Raw genomic sequence first — 21,367 nt, 5'->3', positions numbered from 1 at the left:
GGGTGAGGATCGCACTGCTCAGAGCCCGGCGGCGGCGGCGGCATCAGCCAACACGAGCACGGGGCTGCGGGGCTGCACCAATTTGGCCGGGGTGCGGTCGGGCGACTCACTGGGATCCAGCAAGCGGCGCAGGGCCTCTGCCTTGGCCGCACCACTCACCAGAAAAATCACCTGGCGGGACGCGCTGAGCACAGGGGCCGTGAGGGTGATGCGCTCGAGCCCCTTTCCTGTGCCGATTGTCACCGCCTGGTTGCGCACAGTGGTGGCCGGGGTGCCGGGAAACAGGGAGGCCGTGTGGCCATCATCGCCAAGGCCCAACAGCATCACATCAAACACTGGTGGATCACCCGGGCAGAGTTGCCGCACGAACTGTTCGAAGGCCGTAGCGGTGGCTGCAGGACTCTCCAGTTCCGTGGGCACCGCATGAAAGTGGGCCGCCTGGGCGGGCCCGGCGGCCAGGAGGGTGTCCTCCAGCATGCGGGCGTTACTGGCGGGATCACTGCGGGGCACCCAGCGCTCGTCGCCCAACACCACATCCACCCGTGACCAGGGCAGATGCTGCTGACTCAGTAGCCGGTAGGCCGCTGCTGGCGTGCTGCCGCCGGAGAGGGCGATCTGGGCACGGTCGCGCTGATCCAGGGCGAGATCGAGCAGGCTGGCCATGCGCTCGGCGGCAAGGCGCGCCAGTTGCTCCGCATCCGCTGCAATCTCCAGTTGATAGGTCACAGGGATGGGGCCCATGGCTTCATCCTCCTCACATCCACTCCGTGTGGAAGTTGCCGGGTTGATCCACCCGTTCGTAGGTGTGGGCCCCGAAGCAGTCGCGCATGGCCTGCACCAGGTTTTGGGGCAGACGGGCGGTTCGGTAGCTGTCGATGTAATCGAGGGAACTGCTCAGGCAGGGCACGGGGATGCCCGCGAGCGCTGCTCCGGCCACCACCTGCCGCAGACCGGCGACGCGGCGATTCACCTGCTCGGCAAACCAGGGATCCACCAACAGATTGGCCAGCGCGGGGTTGGCGGTGTAGGCATCCTGGATGCGCTGCAGCAGGCGAGCGCGGATGATGCAGCCCCCCTTCCAGATCTGGCCGATGGCCGAGAGATCGAGGTTGTAGTTGTGCAGCTCGGAGGCCTCCTTCATCAGCGCCATGCCCTGGGCATAGCTGGCGATCGAGGCCAGCACGCAGGCATCCATGAGCGGCGCCATGGCATCGCTGGGGGAGCCCAGGTTGATGGGCTCAGCGCCCGAGGGTGCAGCCAGCAGGGGCTCTGCCGCCATCCGTTGGGGGCGCATGGAGCTCAACACCCGGGCATTGAGGGCGGCGTAGATGGTGGGCACCGGAATCCCCATCTGCAGGGCGCTCTCCACGGTCCAAAGGCCTGTGCCCTTTTGGCCCGCCGCATCCACAATCATCTCCACCAGATCGTTACCGGTGGCGGGATCCTTGGTGCGCAGGCAGATCTCGGTGATCTCCACCAGGAAGGAGGAGAGCTCTTCAGTGCTGTTCCACTGGCCGAGCACATCGGCCATGGCCTCGCCGTCCATGCCGGCAGAGCGCTTCATCAGGTCGTAGGCCTCGGCCAGGATCTGCTCGATGCCGTACTCAATGCCGTTGTGAACGGTCTTAACAAAGTGGCCGGCTCCACCGGGGCCGATGTAGGTGACACAGGGCCCATCGCTCACCTGGGCCGCCATCTTGGACACCAACGAGGCAATGGCGTCATAGGCCGCTCGGGTGCCACCGGGCATCATGCTGGGCCCCTCAAGGGCACCCTTGGCTCCACCCGACACGCCCATGCCGATGTAGCCGAAGCTCTTGCTCTCGAGCTCGGCCACGCGCCGTTCAGTATCGGTGTAGAGGGAGTTGCCGCCATCGATCAGCAAATCACCCTCTTCGAGTAGGGGGGAGATCTGCTGGATCATGGCGTCGATGGGCTCGCCCGCCTTGATCATCATCAGGATCCGTCGCGGTTTCTCCAGCTTCGCCACGAAATCCTCGAGGGAGCTGGCGCCGATGATCTGCTTGCCGGCGCCACGACCAGCCAGAAACTCCTCGGTTTTGGCGTAGGTGCGGTTGTAAACGACGCTGGAGAAGCCATTGCGCTCGGCATTGAGCACGAGGTTCTCACCCATCACGCCAAGGCCAATCAGACCGAAGTGGGCCTTGTCCATAGGGAGCGGTACCGCTGAAGACACAGCCAGTGTGGCCATGCGCATCGGTGCCTGCTGCCAGCGTTAGCGAACCGTGAGAGAGCGCCCACACAAGGGCGCTCCTAGCTCAGATCACCATGCCATCGCCGATGGTGGCATTCTTCTCCACCACCACGATGCCGTTGCGAATGTAGAAGCCGAGTTCAGGCCGGTCGGCTTCTTCCACCCGATCCTTGTTCACGATGGTCACATCGCGACCGATCCTCACGTTCTTGTCGAGGATGGCTCGCTTCACGGTGGTGCCACGGCCCACCCCAAGAGGGGTGCCACCACGCTCCCGCAGCACGGCCCGCTCCTCGCTCGACTCGAAATAGTCGGCACCCATCACCAGGCTGTCCTGCAGCACCACTTCGTCTTCCACACGGGTCCGCACCCCCAGCACGCAGTGGTGGATGGAGCAAGCCTTGAGCATGGAGCCCTCGCCAATGATGCTCTGGGTCACCTGGCTGTCCAGCAACTTGCTGGGGGGCAGATAGCGGGGGCGGGTGTAAATCGGGAACTTCTCGTCGTAGAAGGAGAACGCGGGGTTGGGCTGATCGGTCAGGGCCATGTTGGCCTCATAGAAGGCACCGATGGTCCCAATGTCCTCCCAGTAATCATCGAAGAGGTAGCTCTGCAGATGATCTCCGCGCTCCAAGGCCGCAGGGATCAGCTCCTTGCCGAAATCGGTGGAGCTGGGGTTTTTGCTGAGCAGGTCGAACAGCGTGTCCCGGCTGAACACATAGATGCCCATCGACGCCAGGTAGGGGCGCTTCAGGGCCTCCTCGGGCGCCAAGCCCATGCGGGAGGTATCCACCCACATCGCCTTGAGGGCTTCACCAGTGGGCTTCTCGCGGAACTCACGAATGCGACCACGGTCGTCGGTATGCATCAGCCCAAACCCCTCGGCCTGGGCCGCATCCACCGGCAGAGCCCCGATGCTGATGTCAGAACCGGTGGCGATGTGGTGCTCCACGAACAGGCTGTAGTCCATCCGGTAGAGCTGATCTCCCGAAAGGATCAGGTAGTGATCCACGTCCCATTCCTGGAACAGCCACTGGTACTTGCGAACGGCATCCGCCGTGCCCTCAAACCAGCTGGGGCTGTCTGGGGTCTGCTGGGCGGCCAACACCTCAACAAAACCCTGACCAAAACCCGCCGAGAGGTTATAGCTCTGGGTGAGGTGGCGATTCAGCGATGCGCTGTTGAATTGCGTCAACACGTACATCTTATTGATGCCGGAATTGATGCAATTGCTAATGGGAATATCAATCAAACGATACTTGCCAGCCAAGGGCACAGCAGGCTTGGCGCGCGTCTTGGTGAGTGGGTAAAGACGAGTACCGGCACCACCGCCGAGAATGATGGCCAGAACGCGTTTCATTGCCCCTCCACCCTTGATCTTTCAGGGTTCGAAGACCCTACGCCATGCCCTAGGCGTGGCGTCGATTCCTGCAGCACATTGACCCAAATCTCTTGGGTCCCGTGGGATCCGCCCTGATGAATGGCAGCCTCGAGAGGGCCGCTCAGCCGGCCGGTCCGTCCTCGAGCTCAAACAGATCCTGAATCACCTTCATGGCCACATGGCGCTGCTGCCGGGGCTGCGGTGCCCGCAGGTTGGTGACAGGGGTATGCAGGATCTTGTTGATGATGCCCTTGCTCAGGGCCTCAACCACCTTGCGTTCCCTGGCGGAGAGATCGGGACCCATGCGGCTCAAGGCCTTCTGCAGCTCCTGTTCACGAATGTCTTCCAGCTGCAGGCGCAGGCGGTTCACCACCGGCACGGCCTCGAGACCATCCCACCATTCCAGAAACTGGCGCCCCTCCTCCTGCAGGAGCCCTTCGGCTTCGGCAGCGATCTCACGGCGGGCTTCCTGGTTGCGGGCCACCACCTCCTGGAGGTCGTCCACATCGAAGGAGTCCACGCCGGAGAGCCCACTAACATCGGCGGCGATGTTGCGGGGCACGCCGATGTCGACCAGCATCAGTGAAGAACGCCGGTTCAGCTTGGAGAGCCGCTCGGCCGTGATGATCGGTTCATCGGCGGCAGTGCTCGTGAACACCAGCGAGCAGGTGCTGAGGCAATGGTCGAGATCCGTGAGCGGACGGCACTGCACCGGCAGGGCAGGGAAATCCGCGGCCATCAGTTCCGCACGGGCAACGGTGCGGTTGAGCAGCACCACGCCCTTGGCCCCCTTGGCCTGGAGATGCTGGAGCAACAGACGTGACATCCTGCCGGCGCCAACGACGGCAATCTGCTCCTGATCGAGGGGCACAAGATCGTCAACGCCGCGGGCTTGGCCCACCTTCAGTTGGGCCAACTCCACCGCAGCCGAACTGATGGACACAGCCCCGGTGCCAAGGTTGGTTTCAGTACGAACCCGCTTGCCCGTACTCACCGCCTGGTTGAGCAAGCGGTTGAGAATCGGCCCGATGGAGCGGTGCTCCTGGCCGAGCCGATACATTTTTTTCACTTGGGAGAGGATCTGACCCTCACCCAACACCAGTGAATCGAGGCCTGCCGCCACGCGCATTAGGTGGCCAACGGCCTCCTCGTGGTGGTAGGTGAACAAATGGGGGGTGAGCTCCCCAAGGTCCAGACCCGAATGGTCGCTCAGGAACGATCCCACGGCAGTGACACCCTGCTCCGGATGGCGCAGCAGGGTGTAGATCTCCAGCCGATTGCAGGTGCTGAGGATCGAGGCCTCCAGCACTTGCTCATCCGCCCGCAGCTTCTGGAGGGAGTCCTCCATGGTCTGCTCAGCGATGCTGAGGCGTTCCCGGATTTCCACCGGGGCCGTGCGGTGGCTAAGGCCGACGACGGCGATGTGCATGGAGGCAGACCTCGATAGCGCTGACTAGGGGTGAACTCAGCTCAGCGCGATGCTCTGGGCACCGTCCTTGATGTGGATGGTGTTGGTGAAGCGGGCCGTGTTATCCAGGGTGCTGATCACCAGGGAGCTGGTGCGGGTGCAGTCCTTCTCGAACTTCACGCCGTGGAACAGCAGGCCATCGGTGATGCCGCTACCGGCGAACACCACGTTCTCACCGGAGGCCAGCTCCTCGGCCTCGTAGATCTTGTCCACATCGGTGATGCCCATCTCATTGAGGCGGGCGATGTTGCCTTCCTTGGTGTAGTCAGCCCACTCGGAGGTTTGAGCCACAGCGGGGTCGTACACCAGCTGACCCTGGAAGTGGCCGCCCAGGGCCCGCATGGCGGCAGCGGAGATCACACCTTCAGGAGCCGCACCAATACCCATCAGGCAGTGGGTGCCGGTGCCGGCGAAACCACAGGCAATGGCGGCCTGCACGTCACCGTCGGAAATGGGCTGAACCCGGGCACCGGTGGCACGGATCTCGGCGATCAGGTCCTTATGGCGAGCACGGTCCATCACAACGATGGTGAGCTCGCTCACGGCCAGGCCGAGGCACTGGCTGAGGATCTGGATGTTCTCGGTGGCAGATTTACGGATGTCCACCTTGCCCTTGGCAGCCGGGGGTGCGGCCAGCTTCTTCATGTAGAAGTCGGGGGCATTGAACAGGCCACCGCGATCAGAAGCGGCCAGCACCGCCATGGAGCCCCGCTGGCTGTTGGCACAGAGGTTGGTGCCCTCACAGGGATCCACCGCAAAGTCCACACCAGGACCGGTGCCGCTGCCCACTTCCTCACCGATGTACAGCATCGGAGCTTCGTCGCGCTCGCCTTCACCGATCACGATGCGGCCCTGCATCTGGATCTGCCCCATGCGTTTGCGCATGGCCTCCACGGCGGCGGCATCGGCCTCGTCCTTCTTGCCCAGGCCGGTCAGCTCAGCAGAGGCGATGGCGGCCTGTTCGACGACCTCGAGAATTTCCTGGATAAGGGTGCGATCCACAGCAGTCCGGCGGGGGGAAGGGGCTTGAGCGGGGGAGCGGTGCCGAAGCGGCGGGGAGTGGGCTGTGGGGCTCAGCTTCCAGCAGCTGCAGGGGCTCTCAGGCTTTGAGCGCCGCTCACTGTATCAGTGGTGGCTGCGTGGGCCCGTTGGAACGCCCGTTCGGGTCAATTCCTACAATTCCCAACTCCCTTCGCCCCGCAGGACCCTCCATGAGCACCAAGCCCCTGGTGATCTCTCCGTCGATCCTCTCGGCCGACTTCTCCCGCCTGGGTGAGGACGTTCGCGCCGTTGACGAGGCCGGCGCCGACTGGATCCACGTGGATGTGATGGACGGCCGGTTCGTGCCCAACATCACGATCGGTCCCCTGATTGTGGAGGCCCTCCGCCCGGTGACCCAGAAGCCCCTGGATGTGCACCTGATGATCGTGGAGCCCGAGAAGTACGTGGCCGACTTCGCCAAGGCTGGTGCGGACATCATTTCTGTACAGGTAGAGGCTTGCCCCCACCTGCACCGCAACCTCGCCCAGATCAAGGATCTCGGCAAAATGGCCGGTGCGGTGCTCAATCCCAGCACCCCGCTCGACACGCTCGAGTACTGCCTGGAGCTGTGCGATCTGGTGCTGGTGATGAGCGTGAACCCTGGCTTCGGCGGCCAGAGCTTCATCGAAAACCAGGTGCAGAAGATCCGCGACCTGCGCCGGATGTGTGATGAGCGAGGCCTCGACCCGTGGATTGAGGTGGACGGCGGCATCAAGGCCGAGAACGCCTGGAAGGTGATCGAGGCGGGCGCCAACGCGATCGTGAGCGGATCAGGCGTGTTCAACCAGCCCAGCTACGCCGACGCCATCACGGGCATCCGGAATAGCAAGCGTCCCGTGGCCGTGGCTGCCTGATCGCGGGCCTGAATTCGGACAAACCCGTGGATTTGGGGGGCTAGGCCCCCCTTTTTTTGTGCCAGGTGGCGGTTTAAGCGAGTGTTCAGCTCAGGAACCAGCCATAGCTGTGCAGGCCGATGCCCAGAAGGTTCACGCCGATGTAGCAGACGCAAATCACCACGAAACCGGCAACGGCCACCAGGGCTGGACGGCGACCTTGCCAGCCGCGGCTGAGACGGGTGTGGAGATAAGCGGCGTACACCAGCCAGCAGATCAGAGCCCAGGTTTCCTTCGGGTCCCAGCTCCACCAGCTGCCCCAGGCCTCATTCGCCCACACCGCACCGCTCACGATCCCGATCGACAGCAGCAGGAAACCGACGGTGATGGTGCGATAACTGAGGCTGTCCAGCTGCTCGCTGAGGGAGATGCTGCTGCTGGACAGGGTGAGCCCAGCTGCGCCGCCATCGGCCGCCAGCTGAGCCTGGCGGTAGCCACCACTGCCAATGGAGCTGCTACGCAACTCGAGCGATTGGCCACGATCAGTGACCAACACGGCAGCTGAGAGCAGAGAGCCCACCAGCAGGGCTGCGTAGCTCACCATGATCACGCTCACATGCATGATCAGCCAACTGGAACGGAGGGCAGGCACGAGCGGGGCAGCCTGCTGGAGTTGATCGGGCAAGGCGAAGCTGGCAAAAGCCACACAGCCCAGGCCGATCGGTGTGGAGGCTGCCGCCACCAGGGGTGAGGGGTACGAGCGCTCCACCAGCAACTGGGTGAGGGTGCAGGCCCAGGCCAGGAAACAGAGCGACTCGTAAAGGTTGCTGATCGGGAAGTGGCCGGACTGCCACCAGCGCAGTACCAGCTGAGCCGTAAGGGCGAGGTTGGCACCAGCCACCAGCAGCCGCACCACACTGCTGCCCTGGCCAGAGCCGCTGACACTCCAGAAGGACAGGGGCAGGGCCAGTAACAACAGAGCAAAGGCGCCCAGGCCCAGCAGCAGAACCGGATCGGTCACAGGGATGGAGAGGGAGGTCTGGATGAGGGAGTCAGTCTGCCGCGGCACAGCGGCATTTAGCGGCTGGCCTGCTTGAGCAACACAAGGCCACCGGCCAAACCGATCAGCACGGGGGTCCAAGCTGCAAAGAAAGGCATCAGCGTCCCCTTCACGCCCAGGGAGCTGAAAATGAACGACATCAGGTAGTAACCAAAGATCAGCAGCACGCTGATGCCGAATCCCTGGCTGCGACTCGTGCGCGAATTAGGTCGCACCCCCAGGCTGCTTCCGATCAGTCCAAACACCAGGCAGATCGCAGGAAAGGCGAACTTCTCCTGGATCCGAACCCGGAGCCTGCGAGCCTCCTTTTGATCCCCAGCCTGCAACAGCAATTGCTCCGCTCGGATCGCCTGGGCCACGGTCATCTGAGCCGCATCAGTGGGCAGCTGGGCGCGCTCAAGTGGAGCCCTAGTGAAGGGATAGTAATAGCGATCAAAAACGGCTGAGGTTGTCGAGTTTGATTCACCATCTATGGTGACGATTCGTCCATTGCGAAACTCCCACATCGCCTTTGCGTCGTTCCAGACAGCATGATTTGACGTCAAGACCTGTTGCTGGGATTCCAGAGAAAAGTCCAACAAGGTAACCCCCTCCATCTGGCCATCTTTGAATTCCTTGGCATAGAACAACTGAGTCAAGCCTTCGCCAGCATCACCACCAGCAACCCTTGGGCGAACACGACCAAACCGAGAGTAAACTACATTTTGACCGCGCTGTGCTGAGATTGCTCGACCCAAGGCATTATCCAGGGTGCTGGAAGCCAAGAGGTTGGCATTCGGCACAATCGCGTCATTAAAAACAAAAGTAAGCAGGCTCATCAACAGGGCCACCACAAGCCCAGATGCCACCATCCGCCATGTGGCAACGCCGATACTTCGCAGGGCGGTGAGTTCACTCGTGCTGGAGAGCCGGCTGTAGGCAAGCAGCGTGGCCATGAGGGTGGCCATCGGGAACGAGAGCACCAGGAAGCCAGGAAGCCGCAGGAACAGCACATGACCAGCCGCCAGGAGTGGTAGGCCAGCCTCGGCCACCTTGCGCACAAGCTCGAACACCACACCCACAGAAAGCGACACCGTGGTGAATGCTGCGATACCGAAGAGCAAAGGCCCGACAAGTTCGTTGGCAAGCCACCGATCCATCAGCGGTATGCGCAGCCACTGACGATGCAGACGATTGACGGCACGATGCAGGGGCCCTGGCAGAGACATTTGCGTCATGGTCAAAGTCTGAATCCCTCACCGAGATAGTGACGACGGACCAACGGATCATTCGCCATGTCTTGAGATGGCCCGCTAGCCAAAATACTTCCCTCCGTGAGGATATAAGCGCGATCAGTGATTGCCAAAGTCTCTCGCACATTGTGATCAGTAATGAGAACCCCCATACCTCGCTCCCGCAGCCGTCCGATCAAACCCTGGAGATCGGAAACTGCCAGGGGATCCACGCCTGCGAAAGGCTCGTCCAGCAAAAGATAACGCGGGCCCTGTTCTCCAACAGCTAGTGCTCGAGCAACTTCGCAGCGGCGGCGCTCTCCACCTGAGAGCTGGAATCCGCGGCGATGCACAAAAGGCCGCAAATGAAATTCGTCTACCAGTTGCTCCACCCGTTCGCGCCAAAGCGTTCTGGGTGTTCCGCTTTCCTGCAAGGCGAGCAATAGGTTGTCACGCACATCGAGGGTGCGAAAAACACTCGCTTCCTGGGGAAGGTAACCAATACCGAGGCGCGCTCGCTTGGGCATGGAGAGGTGTGCGATCGCCAGGCCATCCATCAGCACCTGACCGGCATCTGGACGCAGCAAACCTGTCACCAGATTAAACGTGGTGGTTTTGCCCGCACCGTTGGGACCCAGCAGACCAACCACCTCACCGGGATTGAGACTGAGGCTCACGCCTTTCACCAGAGGGCGACCCGCAATCGTGAGAGCCACTTGATCCAGCACCAAGCTCATGGCTCAACCCCGGGCTGAATAGCGGGTTGGACCATGGGACTGATGGGAAACATCCTCCGGGTGTTGGTGGCGGGCAAGGTCTGCTTGTTCACAACGCCCTTCGGGGGTTGCTCAGCCTGAAGCGTGGTGATCCGCACTCGGCTGAACACCTGCTGGCCTTCAGGAGGCATGGCGATGAGACGCTCAGAATCCAGGAAGTACACCACCTGGTTAGCGCGGAGCAGATTGCCACCCTCCTGCACAATGTCCACATCACCGCTGAGCACCACCCGGCCTTCTTTACTGAAGTACTGAGCCTGCCGGGACGTCGCCACAACCCGTTGATCGGGGTAGACGATCCGAACGTTACCCGTGGCCGTCACCACACCGGTGGCTTGATCTGTCTTCTGCAGATCGGACTCGATGGTGACAAGGCCCGTGTTGATCTGAGCGGGAGCTTGAGCAGCGGGGGTAATGACGGGCTCAGGGGCTGATGAGCTGAAAGCGGCTGACTCAGCCAGCGGCCTAGGAGGTGCGCTCCCAGGGGCAGCATCTGGAGGGGCCGGAACTGGCGACGCAATCACGGGCATGCGCCGTTGAGCCCAGACCTCAACGGGGCCGAGCACAAGGTTGGCGGCACTGACACCAGCCAGAACAAGGCGTAACCCTGCGGATGCTCTGCGTGTGGGGTTGACCCGGCCCTGTTGTGCAACCAACCCTGTTCCCCAAACCCTGAGTGGATGCAATGTAGAGCCCGGTTCGTTTGACATTTCAGCGATCCCGATCCATGGCGCCGACAAGTTGGGGCAGAGGTTCCTCCGCAGGATCAAGGCCCTGCTGCAGCACCCGCAGCCGCCGCTGCGCCGCATCCAGGAGCGGATCGAGGCTCCAGCCCAGCACCGAAGTGCCGTAGGGCCTGAGACGTCCGATCCCCTCCCCAAACAACACGGTGGCTCCGCGGAGATTGCCCCGCTCGAGATGGAGCTGGGCCACGGCGATTTGCAGCACGCCCTGCAGGGCTTTCCGACACGGACCCTGGGTTTCATGCCAGAGCTCCTCAAAGCCGTCGTGGCAGGCATACCATTCGCCGGCATTGAAAAGCCTGACGGCTTCCCCGAAGCGGGGATCGGCCATCAGGCTGGTTTCCTCATCCATCGGTGGTGAGCGGAGGGAAGCGCTCAGCGCTTGGCGGCTTTCTTGGCGGGCAGTTTGCGCAGACGGATCGACTCGGGAGTGACCTCCAGCATCTCGTCGGGACCGATGTACTCCAGAGCCCGCTCCAGGGTCATCTGGATCGGGGATTGGAGGGTGTCCAACACTTCAGCACCCGCGGAGCGAATGTTGGTGACCTGCTTCGCCTTGCAGACGTTCAGCTCGAGATCGGGTGGACGGTTGTGTTCGCCCACGATCATCCCCTTGTAGACCTTGGTGCCTGGGGTAATGAAGAACTGACCGCGGTCCTCGGCACCCTTGAGGGCATAGAAGGTGGCAGTTCCCTCCTCGAAGGACACCAACACGCCGTTGCGGCGGGCCTCCAGATCGCCCTGCATGGGGCGGTAGTCCAGGAAGGAATGGCTCATGATCCCTTCGCCGCGGGTGGCGCGGATGAACTCGCCGCGGAAGCCGATCAGGCCGCGGGAGGGCACCACGAACTCCAGCTGGGTGCGACCATCGTTGGTGTTCTCCATGTTCTGCATCTCGCCCTTGCGAATGCCGAGCTTCTCGATGCAGGCGCCCACAGACTCCTCGGGCACATCCATCACGAGGGTTTCGAAGGGCTCGCTCGGGGTGCCATCGATGGTGCGGAAAATCACCTGAGGCTGGCTCACCTGGAACTCATAGCCCTCCCGGCGCATGGTTTCGATCAGGATGCCGAGGTGGAGCTCACCACGGCCGCTGACAGCGAAGCGATCGGGAGAATCGGTGTCTTCAACCCGCAGGGCCACGTTGGTGAGCAGCTCGCGCTGTAGGCGGTCGCGCAGCTGACGGCTGGTGACGAATTTGCCTTCCTTACCGGCGAAGGGCGAGTCGTTGACCACGAAGGTCATCTGCAAGGTGGGCTCGTCCACCTTGATCAGGGGGAGCGCTTCGGGGTGATCCGGGCAGGCGATTGTCTCGCCGATGTTCACCTCATCGAAGCCGGCCACGGCCACGAGATCCCCAGCGCGGGCCTCGGCGATCTCCACCCGCTGAAGGCCCTGGAAACCCAGCAGTTTGCTGATCCGGCCACGCTTGATGCTGCCGTCGTCACGGATCAAAGCCGCGGGTTGTCCGCCCTTGATGGTGCCGTTGTGAATACGGCCAATCATGATCCGACCCAGGAAGTCGGAGTAGTCGAGGGTGGTGACCTGCAGTTGCAGGGGCTTCTCGGGGTCGCCCACCGGGGGCGGAACATGGCGCAGAATCGCGTCAAAGAGCGGCTTCATGGTCTCGCTCTCGGTCTTCATGTCCGGCTTGGCATAGCCGCCCATGCCGCTACCAAACAGGTAGGGAAAGTCGCACTGGTCATCGTCGGCGCCGAGCTCCAGGAAGAGGTCGAGCACCTTGTCCACGGCCTGCTCAGGATCCACCCGAGCGCGGTCGATCTTGTTCACGAAGACGATCGGACGCAGGCCCTTCTCCAGCGCCTTCTTGAGCACAAAGCGGGTCTGGGGCATAGGCCCCTCGTTGGCATCCACGATCAGCAGGCAGCCATCCACCATGCCCAGCACACGTTCCACCTCGCCGCCGAAGTCGGCGTGGCCAGGGGTGTCCACAATGTTGATGCGGATGCCGTTGTAATCAACAGCGGTGTTCTTGGACAGGATCGTGATACCCCGCTCCCGCTCCAGATCGTTGGAGTCGAGGATGCACGTTGGCACCGCTTCACCTTCGCGGAAGATGCCCGACTGGCCGAGCAGCGCATCCACAAGGGTGGTCTTGCCGTGGTCAACGTGGGCAATGATCGCGATGTTGCGGATCGGAGTGCCTTTGTGCTCGCCGCTCATAAATGTTGTCTCGATGATGACTCGGATGAAGAATCGACTGGAGGTTCGTCTACATGACCACGAAAGCTGTACAGCTTCCGGCCAGGACGTGGATTTTTTCGGTTACTGAGAACGCCGCCGCGCAAAGACACCCTGGTAGAAGGCGTCTTGAATGGAAGACAGACCGATGACCCCTACGGTTCGATGGCGCCATCGTATCTCAGCCCTCATCGGCGGCGGGTCAGGGTGCCTCGGGTGACCCCCAGGCGGCTTTCCAATTGCTCCCGCTGCCACACCTCACGGCCACTGATCTGCCCAGCCAGGGCCTGGCGATAGAGCTCAACCCGACGGGTGGCATCCGCAGGGCTGTCCTGCAGCAGTTCGAGGCGGAAGTGGCGCACGCCGGCGCGTCGAAACTGGGGAATGGCCTCAGCGGCCGTCTGGGCGGTGCCGTTGAACAGCGTGTTGCGGCAGCCAAGGTCGGCACGCAGCGGATGCTCCGCGCCGCTGCGGTCGCGCAGGAGAACGGTGTGCTGGTCACAGGGACGGCCACAATCGGTGTGGTCATGGCCGTCGGAGAGGAAGGCGCAGAACAGGCAATGCTCCATGTGAAACAGGGGCATGTGCTGGTGCAGGGTGAGCTCCACAGACCCCGCGGCACAGCCCGCCACGAGTTGCAGCACCTGGTCGAGGGCCAGGTCGTAGCTGGCGGTAATGCGCTCAAGCCCCCAGCGCTCCAGGAACCAGCGGGCCGTGAGCGGATTTGCCACGTTCAGCGAGAAATCGCCCATGCAGGGGGCCAGAGCCGTGAGCTGCTCCAGCTGGTCGGCATTGCGCACCAGATAGCCATCGGCTTGGGCCTTCAGCAGCGGCGCCAGGCTCCACTGCTCATCAGGCCGGCAGATGCGCGGCCCCGTGAGCCAGATTCCCCCAGGCCAGGCCCCACGGCCGATGGCAACGGCCTGGCGAAGCTGGGCCGGCTGCTCCAGATCGGCAATCACCCGATACACGGGTTGGTCCAGCAGGGCCTCGAGCTGATCAAGGCTGCGCACCAGCACGCTGAGTTGCGGATCCCCAGCCTCGTGCTTCTGCAGGGACTCATTCTTGGCAGGGCCCGATAGAACCGGTGTGACGCTGTTGGCCGGCCTTACCTGCACCGGCGGTTCTGGCCTGCTGGCCGCTGGTGCCAGCAAGTCCACCAACTGACGACGCATCTGATTCAGTTGCGCCACGGGCAGGAACAGTTCGCCCTCCAGATCCACCACCAGGGAGCCCAGCTCCCAGGGGGTGCCCCCCAGGCGCCCCAACTGCTGCGCCAGGCGCTCGTGATCCAGGCCGGCGCCGCGGGCGGGCTCCAGGGACTGCTGTGAATGCACCTGCCAGGGGCCACCGGGGACTCCTTCAATCACCTCCACCTGGAGGATGAGCGGCTCGCCCAGGCGCCCCCGCACGCGGATGGGTAGGGATCGACGGCGCTCCGGAACAGGTTGCTGGGCCAACCGCTGGAACGTCTTCTCCAGTTGCGGGTCACTGGTGAGCCAGCAGGGGCTGCCGGTGCCCAGCCCGGCTGTGTCGATGCGACCCGGCCCAAGCCTGAGGGCCAGCCGTCCGCCGGCACGGGGCTCCACTGCCATCAGCCGTGCCCCCACCTCGCGGGGAGGATGGAGGGGGTCCGTGGAGCCCACCTCCAACACCACCCCATCGCCAGGTTTCAGGGGAGTCAGGCTGCGCAGCACCAGCCAGCCTCCAGGCTCTATGCCTTCAAGTCGTCCCAGCCAAGGGCCGCGCTTCTTGCTCCAGCGGCCGTGCACCAACTTGCGGTGATTCACCCCCTCCAGCCAGCCACTGCTGAGCCCCCTGGAAAAGCTCAGTTCCAGGTGGCGGCGCAGCTGATCCGGTGGATCAGCGGAGTTCTCAGGGTGGCTGTCAGGGCGGCATTGATCCAACCCCTGTCGATAGGCATCCGTCACCGCAGCCACGTAGGTGGCGTCCTTCAGGCGGCCTTCAATCTTGAGACTGGCAATCCCTGCTTCCACCAGTTGGGGCAGCAAGTCCCAGGCGGCTAGATCCTGGGGCGACAGCAGGTAGCGCTGATCGCCGAGCTCCCGCTCCTCACCGTCCACGATCAATTGATAGGGAAGCCGGCAGGCCTGGGCGCACTCACCGCGGTTGGCACTGCGTTGCCCCAAGGCTTCACTGGTAAGGCATTGGCCCGAATAGGCCACGCAGAGGGCACCATGCACGAACACCTCCAGGGGGATCGGTAGGCCGCGTTGATCCAGTTGCTGGCGGATCCGGCGGAAATCCTTGAGGGTGAGCTCGCGGGCCAGAACCACCCGCTCACAGCCCAGCTCCGCTGCCATGGCCACCCCAGCACTGCTGGTAATCGACATCTGCGTGGAGGCGTGCAGGGCAAGCCTGGGGGTGAGCTGCTGGGCCAGTTGGGTGAGGCCGATGTCCTGCACGATCAGGGCATCCACCCCAGCCGCTTCTGCCGCCAGCAACAGCTGAGACGCCTGCTCCAGTTCATCCGGGAACACCAGCACGTTGAAGGTGAGAAACCCCTTCACCCCTCGGCGATGCAGCCAGTCCATCACCTCCGACAGGTCGGCCTGTCGAAAGTTCTCAGCGCGCAGGCGGGCGTTGAACGCCTCAACACCGAAATACACCGCATCGGCACCGTTGGCCACCGCGGCCTTGAGGGACTCCCAGCACCCAGCGGGAGCGAGCAACTCCGGCAAGACCTTGCGGGGCTCCATCAGCGATCCAACCGCTGGGCTGGCTCAAAGGTCTTGAGGGCCTCGGCCGAACCCTCAAAGCGCCAGTGCCAGGGTTCGTAGCTCACGCCCTGGCCATTGCCAACGGGAAAGGACAGGCGAAAGTGAAAGCGATTGGCATGGGTCTGCAACCAGGCAAAGGCCTCGGTGGTCTCAAACGCCACCGAGAGGTTGGTGGCGGGACGGCGGGCATCGCCCAAATCCACCGCATAGCCCGTGCTGTGTTCTGAATACCCAGGTGGAGCACTCACCTGAGCCCGTTGCTGGGCGCTCTGGTTGCGCTCGGATTTCACGTCAAAAAAGATGTGCTTCTGGCTGGCGATCGAACGGAAAGCACTCAGAACCAGCAGGTCAATGCCCTCAGCTCGTGCTGCCTCCTGCATGGCCACCAGAGCTTCTGCGGCATCGGCATGGAGCTCCAGGCCAGGGGCAATGCTCACCAGATCAGCGTCCGTGGCCTCGCCATAGGGGAAGTGGCCGAGCAACCGGCCATCCAATCCCGGGCGAGCGCTCAAACCCTGAACGGGAGGCGGTGCCAGCAGCCGACGTAGGGGCTGGGGAAACACAATCAGTCCAGCGGCACAGCCACCGAGCAACAGGGCGGCGGCCACCAGGCCACGGCGGAAACCGCCCGTGCGGCGGAGCGCCGGGGACACGGTGCGACGGGCCAGGGGGATGTCGTCCCTCAGGGCTGACGGAACCCGACCGGCGCTTGGCAACCGACTCACCCCAGCATTGGCGTTGGCCGATCGTAGGCCGATGGCTCACACACGCCAGCAGCAGACGAATCAACAGTGTTAGCTTCGCCCCAACATCCTTCTGGCGGAGCGGGTTTCAAGATGTTGCGAGTCGCGGTGGTGGGCGGCGGCCCGAGCGGATCCTGTGCTGCGGAAGTGCTGGCCAAGGCCGGCATCCAAACTTGGATCTTCGAGCGCAAACTCGATAACGCCAAGCCCTGTGGTGGCGCCATTCCCCTGTGCATGGTGGCCGAATTTGACCTGCCTGAGTCGATCATCGACCGCAAGGTCCGCAACATGAAGATGATCTCCCCCTCCAACCGCGAGGTGGACATCAACCTGGAGAACGAGGGCGAATACATCGGCATGTGCCGTCGCGAGGTGATGGATGCCTTCCTTCGCGACCGTGCCGCCGATCTGGGTGCTCACCTGGTGAACGGTCTCGTAACCAAGATTGATACCGGTGCCAACCGCCAGGGCCCTTACACCCTCACCTATTCGGACTACGCCGCCGGTGAGGCCACCGGTGAGGCCAAAACCCTTGAGGTGGATCTGATCATTGGCGCCGACGGAGCCAACAGCCGTGTGGCCAAGGCCATGGATGCCGGCGATTACAACGTGGCCATCGCCTTTCAGGAGCGCATCAAGCTTCCTGCCGAGGAGATGAAGTATTACGAAAGCCTGGCTGAGATGTACGTCGGCACCGACGTTTCTCCTGATTTCTATGCCTGGGTGTTCCCCAAGTACGACCACGTGGCGGTGGGCACCGGCACCATGCAGAACAATCAGGCCCTAATCAAGAGCCTGCAGGAGGGCATCCGCGAGCGTGCCAAGAAGCGCCTCGTGAACGGTGAAGTGATCAAGGTAGAAGCCCATCCGATTCCTGAGCATCCACGCCCCCGCCGGGTTGTGGGTCGCATGGCCCTCGTGGGTGATGCCGCCGGCTACGTGACCAAGAGCTCTGGTGAAGGCATCTACTTTGCCGCTAAGAGCGGCCGTATGTGTGCCGAGCAAATCGTGGAATCCAGCGCAGGTGGCACCAAGGTGCCCACCGAGGCTGATCTCAAGAAATACCTGAAGAAGTGGGACCGCCAATACGGTGCCACCTACAAGGTTCTGGAAATCCTGCAAAACATCTTCTACCGCAACGATGCGGCTCGCGAGGCTTTCGTGGAGATGTGTGATGACAAAGACGTGCAGCGCCTCACCTTCGACAGCTACCTGTACAAGCGGGTGGTAACCATGAACCCCTGGCAGCAGCTCAAGCTCACCCTGCTCACCCTCGGGTCTGTTCTCCGCGGCAACGCCTTGGCACCTCAGGGTTACAAGCCCGTACCCAGCGCTGTGCGCGAAGACGCAGAAGTGAACGCGATGCTGGCAGTGAGCACCATCAAAGGCGGAATCAAGGTGCGCGGGCAGAAAGCAGCCCAAACCGCCTCAGCAGCAGCCGAAAACGATGAGCGTGAACCGGCCCTCGCAGGCAAAGGCTGAGATTCAGCGTTTGACAAAGCGCTAGCGCGTCAGTTCTCAAAAGAACCTGGCTGGAGCCAGGTTCTTTTTTATGCCTAGAAACTGGCTTGAAGAGCCGTATGAATCGACACCAATTGCTTGGCTTGGCTATCCCAGAGAATCAGCCTGAAGCAGGCTGGAATATCTCGAATTCGCAAATAGGTGCAGCTCTCTAGGAGGTGGGCATGGGCTTCGTGGCAGGCCCGTAGCCGGTAGTTGGGAATCCGCTCACAGAGATGGTGAATACTATGGAAGGCAATATCAGCGGAGAACCAGTTCAGAATTGGCGGCAGCAGCAGGTTGCTACTACCATCAATGGCACCCTTGAAATAACTCCACCCATCCGTTCCATGGGCATAGGAACCAGGGTAGTTGTGCTGGACAAAGAAGATACAGATGAAGATGGCTGCCGAGAAGGTCATCACAGTGGCGTAGCACGACCAGAACAGGCCGTAGCCCAGCCAGCGGCCCATCAGCCACCAGCTACCGAGAACAACAAGATTGTTCAGCACGAGATCGTAAAACTCACCGGCGGTGTACCAATGGCCAGAACGAAACTCACGGGTGAGCCTGGGAAGCTCTGTCCATTTTCGCCATCCATTGGTGGCCAGATGCCGCAGCATGGTGCCCCCCCATTGCCACACACCCAGAATCAACTGCAACCTCGGCCGCAGGATGAGATAGAAGAAGCCACCGGGGAAGAGCATCAACGGATGCCTAGTGATGGCATAGCGCCGTTGTTCAGCGGGTGACAGCTTTCGAAATTGCTCAACACTGAGTAGCGCTGAGGGCCCGCGATAGAGCTCCCAGTTGCCATTGTGTTTGTGGTGAAAGGCATGGCCCCGTGACCAGGGGTACTGGGGGATGGCATTCACGCCACCCAGCAGGAAGCCAGTAAGGCGATTCAGTTGGGGACTCGACCACAGCGAATCATGGCCGCAGTCATGCATCAGCGAAAAGCTGCGGGCGGAGAACAACACCAGCAGAGCCAGGACGGGTAGCAGCAGCAGGCGTACGACCCCGGGTGCTGCTGCCAGGGAGGGCACCATCGCCCAGAGCACTGCGGTTGGCACCAGGGTTGTGACCAGTTGCCAGGCCGCGATGCGGTTGTCGCGCTGCCGGAAGCCCACCAGGTTGAAATCCCGGCGACTGCGGGGCTGAACGGACATCGGACGTACGGTGACGCCCTGGAGGCTGGAAGACGTGGAGTTCAGGTGATTGCCCTGGCACTCAGGTGCACCAGGTCACCTGCTCAAGCCTCAGCCTACGCAGCTCTGACCTGCAATCAGCCGGAAATCCGGCGGAAATCCGCCAGAACTGCCGCCTGGTTGCGCAGCACACCCAACAAATTCAGTCGGTTCGTCCGTACGGCTGCGTCGTCGGCCATCACCATCACGCTGGAATCTCCGTCAAAGAAGGCGGCCAGGGCCTCTGCACCGGCGCTCAGCCCCACCGCCAACTCGCGATAGCGATTAGCGGAGGGTCCGGTGGCGATCGGCTCCAGTCCACTCAGCACCGCGAGCATGGCGGCTTCACTGGGCTGTTCAAACAGCGCAGGATCCACAACCCCAGTGGCACTGAGCACGGCAGGCTCCAGGGTTCCCTTGTCCGCCAAACGGGCTGCTCGAGTCACCACAGCCTGAACAGCGGCGAGATCCCCCGTGAGGCGAAGCTCTGAAAGCAGCTCCACCCGCTGGCGGACATCGCCGGGATCTCGGATCACCCTCTCCAGAGCCACGCCGTCACCTGCCACGGCCTGAACAAGATCCGGATCGAAGCTCTCCTCCTCCAGCAGGCTCACCAGGCGCTGGCGCAAAAACTCAGCCAATTCAGCGCTAAGGCCAGCCGCATCCACCTGGAAGTGCGGCAGCAACTGGCCCCAATGAACGGTGGCCCGTTCCAGCAAGGCCAGCAGATCGAAGCTCCAGCCGCGGTTCCAGAGAATCTGCAAAAGGCCATTGCCGGCCCGGCGCAGGGCATAAGGATCGGAGGAGCCGCTGGGACGCTCCCCCTTGGCATAGATGCTTAACAACAGCTCAAGACGTTCGGCTAGTGCCACCACCGCGCCGGCGTCGGAGCTGGGCAGCTGGTCGCCAGCACCTTTGGGCAGGTAGTGCTCCACCACGGCCAGAGCCACCCCACGGTGTTCACCCTCGGCCAACAGATACTTGCCCCCCATCAGCCCCTGCAGCTCGGGGAACTCGCCCACCATCTGGCTCACCAGATCGTGTTTACAGAGGTGCGCGGCACGGCGGGCATGCTCTGCGGCCGTCTGGGCCAGGTTCAGCTGCTCGAGCACCACATCGGTGAGCCACTCCAGCCGTTCCACCCGATCGCGGAGGGAACCGAGCCCCTCGGCAAAGGTGACCCGGGCGAGCTGATCACGGCGGTCGATGCTGGGCACGGCTCGATCGGCCTGCAGAAAGAATTCGGCATCCGCCAGGCGTGCCTTGAGCACGCGTTCATTGCCACGGCGCACCGTCTCGGTGGCGGCGGGCAGGCCATTACCGATGAACAGGAACGTGGGCAACAGGCTGGTGCTGGCCTCCAGGGCGAGGGGGTCAACCGCAGCGTCTTGGCGGTAGAGGGGCACATAGCGCTGGTGGGATCGCATCACCGTGCTGAGCACTTCCGCGGGTAGGCCCAGGTAGTGGCCATCCACAGAACCCTCGATCAGCATAGGGGCTTCCACCAGGTCCGTGAGCTCTTCAAAGAGGTTGTCTGGCAGGTCGGGACGGCCCTGCAGGGCGCCAGCCGCCTGGGTAACGGCAGAGCGAATGGAATCGGCTCGACTGCTGCGTTGCACCTCCACGCCCACCCCCGCGAGGGTCTCGGCGTAAGCCTGGGCAGAAGGGATCACCACGGAGTCGGCCAGCAGGCGATGGCCACGGCTCAGGTTGCCGGCCTGGACCAGCGGATCACTGCCCTGAAGCGTGACGGGAATCACGGCTGAATCCAGCAGCGCCACCAACCAGCGCACCGGGCGGGAAAAACGACTCTCCCCCTCGCCCCAACGCATAAAGCGACGTCCCTGCAACGCCTGGATCCACTGGGGAATGTGTTCGGCCAGCACCTCCACACTGGAGCGTCCCTGCTCCAGGACACGGGCAAACACAAACGGGCCCTTCGGAGTGTCGCGAACCTCCAGGGCAGCGGGCTCAATGCCACAGCGCTTGGCAAAGCCGATCGCCGCCTGGGTGGGCATCCCATCCTTGAAGGCCTGGCCTGCGGGGGGCCCCTTGCGGTCTTCCTCGAGATCGGCGGCGTTGGCTGGCAACTCCTCCACCAGCAGAGCCAGCCGGCGTGGGGTGCTGGTGCAGTGGATCAACCCATGGCCCAGACGCTGCTCTGCCAGGTCGGAGCGGACCCTCTGCTCCAGCTGTGGCAGGGCAAGGCGTGCGAAATCGGCGGGGAGCTCCTCGGTTCCAATCTCAAGAAGAAAGGTCGACACAG

Annotated in this window: 17 protein-coding genes; 2 read left to right on the top strand and 15 right to left on the bottom strand. The window is 62.8% G+C overall.

Translation table 11 applies throughout. From position 1 onward, the window contains the following. Nucleotides 1-18 precede the first annotated feature (18 nt). The 5 genes from pgl to glpX form a co-directional block, all read right to left on the bottom strand. On the bottom strand, nt 19-741 hold the full coding sequence (gene pgl / locus KBZ14_RS04245) for a 6-phosphogluconolactonase (RefSeq protein WP_255117047.1): 723 nt from the start codon (nt 739-741) through the stop codon (nt 19-21). A 13-nt stretch (nt 742-754) separates the two neighbouring features. Then, nucleotides 755-2,173, bottom strand: a complete 1,419-nt coding sequence (gndA, locus tag KBZ14_RS04240) for an NADP-dependent phosphogluconate dehydrogenase (RefSeq protein ID WP_255117082.1) — start codon at nt 2,171-2,173, stop codon at nt 755-757. A 106-nt stretch (nt 2,174-2,279) separates the two neighbouring features. Beyond that, nucleotides 2,280-3,575 (bottom strand): glucose-1-phosphate adenylyltransferase, encoded by a 1,296-nt coding sequence (locus KBZ14_RS04235; RefSeq protein WP_255117046.1) that lies wholly within the window; start codon nt 3,573-3,575, stop codon nt 2,280-2,282. 142 nt (nt 3,576-3,717) lie between these two features. Continuing rightward, a complete protein-coding gene (locus KBZ14_RS04230; RefSeq protein WP_255117045.1) occupies nt 3,718-5,025 on the bottom strand; it encodes a glutamyl-tRNA reductase in 1,308 nt (435 codons plus the stop codon). Between the two features lie 36 nt (nt 5,026-5,061). Then, nucleotides 5,062-6,066 (bottom strand): class II fructose-bisphosphatase, encoded by a 1,005-nt coding sequence (gene glpX / locus KBZ14_RS04225; protein WP_255117044.1) that lies wholly within the window; start codon nt 6,064-6,066, stop codon nt 5,062-5,064. Nucleotides 6,067-6,275: 209 nt separating this feature from the next. On the opposite strand from glpX, the gene rpe reads away from it, so the two are divergent. After that, the gene (gene rpe, locus KBZ14_RS04220; protein WP_255117043.1) at nt 6,276-6,959 is read left to right on the top strand and encodes a ribulose-phosphate 3-epimerase; all 684 of its coding nucleotides are present in this window, start codon (nt 6,276-6,278) and stop codon (nt 6,957-6,959) included. Nucleotides 6,960-7,044: 85 nt separating this feature from the next. Here rpe and ccsB read toward each other — a convergent pair whose 3' ends face one another. From ccsB to KBZ14_RS04180, 8 genes are all read right to left on the bottom strand, one after another. Further along, entirely contained in the window at nt 7,045-7,959 is a 915-nt protein-coding gene (gene ccsB / locus KBZ14_RS04215; RefSeq protein ID WP_255117042.1) for a c-type cytochrome biogenesis protein CcsB, read from the bottom strand. 56 nt (nt 7,960-8,015) lie between these two features. Further along, on the bottom strand, nt 8,016-9,206 hold the full coding sequence (locus KBZ14_RS04210) for an LptF/LptG family permease (protein WP_255117081.1): 1,191 nt from the start codon (nt 9,204-9,206) through the stop codon (nt 8,016-8,018). An 11-nt stretch (nt 9,207-9,217) separates the two neighbouring features. Next, nucleotides 9,218-9,946 (bottom strand): LPS export ABC transporter ATP-binding protein, encoded by a 729-nt coding sequence (lptB, locus tag KBZ14_RS04205; RefSeq protein WP_255117041.1) that lies wholly within the window; start codon nt 9,944-9,946, stop codon nt 9,218-9,220. Continuing rightward, nucleotides 9,943-10,308 (bottom strand): LptA/OstA family protein, encoded by a 366-nt coding sequence (locus KBZ14_RS15820; RefSeq protein WP_315856125.1) that lies wholly within the window; start codon nt 10,306-10,308, stop codon nt 9,943-9,945. Before KBZ14_RS15820 ends, lptB begins: the two co-directional genes overlap by 4 nt. A gap of 388 nt (nt 10,309-10,696) precedes the next feature. Then, a complete protein-coding gene (locus KBZ14_RS04195) occupies nt 10,697-11,080 on the bottom strand; it encodes a DUF309 domain-containing protein (RefSeq protein WP_255117040.1) in 384 nt (127 codons plus the stop codon). A gap of 23 nt (nt 11,081-11,103) precedes the next feature. Then, nucleotides 11,104-12,912, bottom strand: coding sequence for a translational GTPase TypA (gene typA / locus KBZ14_RS04190; protein ID WP_255117039.1), 1,809 nt, complete (start codon nt 12,910-12,912; stop codon nt 11,104-11,106). Nucleotides 12,913-13,118: 206 nt separating this feature from the next. Further along, complete coding sequence (locus KBZ14_RS04185) at nt 13,119-15,650, bottom strand: U32 family peptidase (protein ID WP_255117038.1); 2,532 nt, start codon at nt 15,648-15,650, stop codon at nt 13,119-13,121. After that, entirely contained in the window at nt 15,650-16,396 is a 747-nt protein-coding gene (locus KBZ14_RS04180; RefSeq protein WP_255117037.1) for a M15 family metallopeptidase, read from the bottom strand. Before KBZ14_RS04180 ends, KBZ14_RS04185 begins: the two co-directional genes overlap by 1 nt. A 111-nt stretch (nt 16,397-16,507) precedes the next feature. Between KBZ14_RS04180 and chlP the strand changes: the two genes are divergently transcribed. Next, the gene (gene chlP, locus KBZ14_RS04175) at nt 16,508-17,896 is read left to right on the top strand and encodes a geranylgeranyl reductase (RefSeq protein ID WP_255117036.1); all 1,389 of its coding nucleotides are present in this window, start codon (nt 16,508-16,510) and stop codon (nt 17,894-17,896) included. Nucleotides 17,897-17,970: 74 nt separating this feature from the next. Here chlP and KBZ14_RS04170 read toward each other — a convergent pair whose 3' ends face one another. Then, the gene (locus tag KBZ14_RS04170) at nt 17,971-19,083 is read right to left on the bottom strand and encodes a fatty acid desaturase (RefSeq protein WP_255117035.1); all 1,113 of its coding nucleotides are present in this window, start codon (nt 19,081-19,083) and stop codon (nt 17,971-17,973) included. Between the two features lie 116 nt (nt 19,084-19,199). After that, nucleotides 19,200-21,365 (bottom strand): glycine--tRNA ligase subunit beta, encoded by a 2,166-nt coding sequence (gene glyS / locus KBZ14_RS04165; protein WP_255117034.1) that lies wholly within the window; start codon nt 21,363-21,365, stop codon nt 19,200-19,202. Nucleotides 21,366-21,367 lie beyond the last annotated feature (2 nt).

Source organism: Synechococcus sp. HJ21-Hayes, from assembly GCF_024345835.1.
Classification (GTDB): domain Bacteria; phylum Cyanobacteriota; class Cyanobacteriia; order PCC-6307; family Cyanobiaceae; genus Vulcanococcus.
The sequence above is the reverse complement of the archived record's forward strand: the minus strand, read 5'-3'. Positions and strand labels throughout refer to the sequence as shown.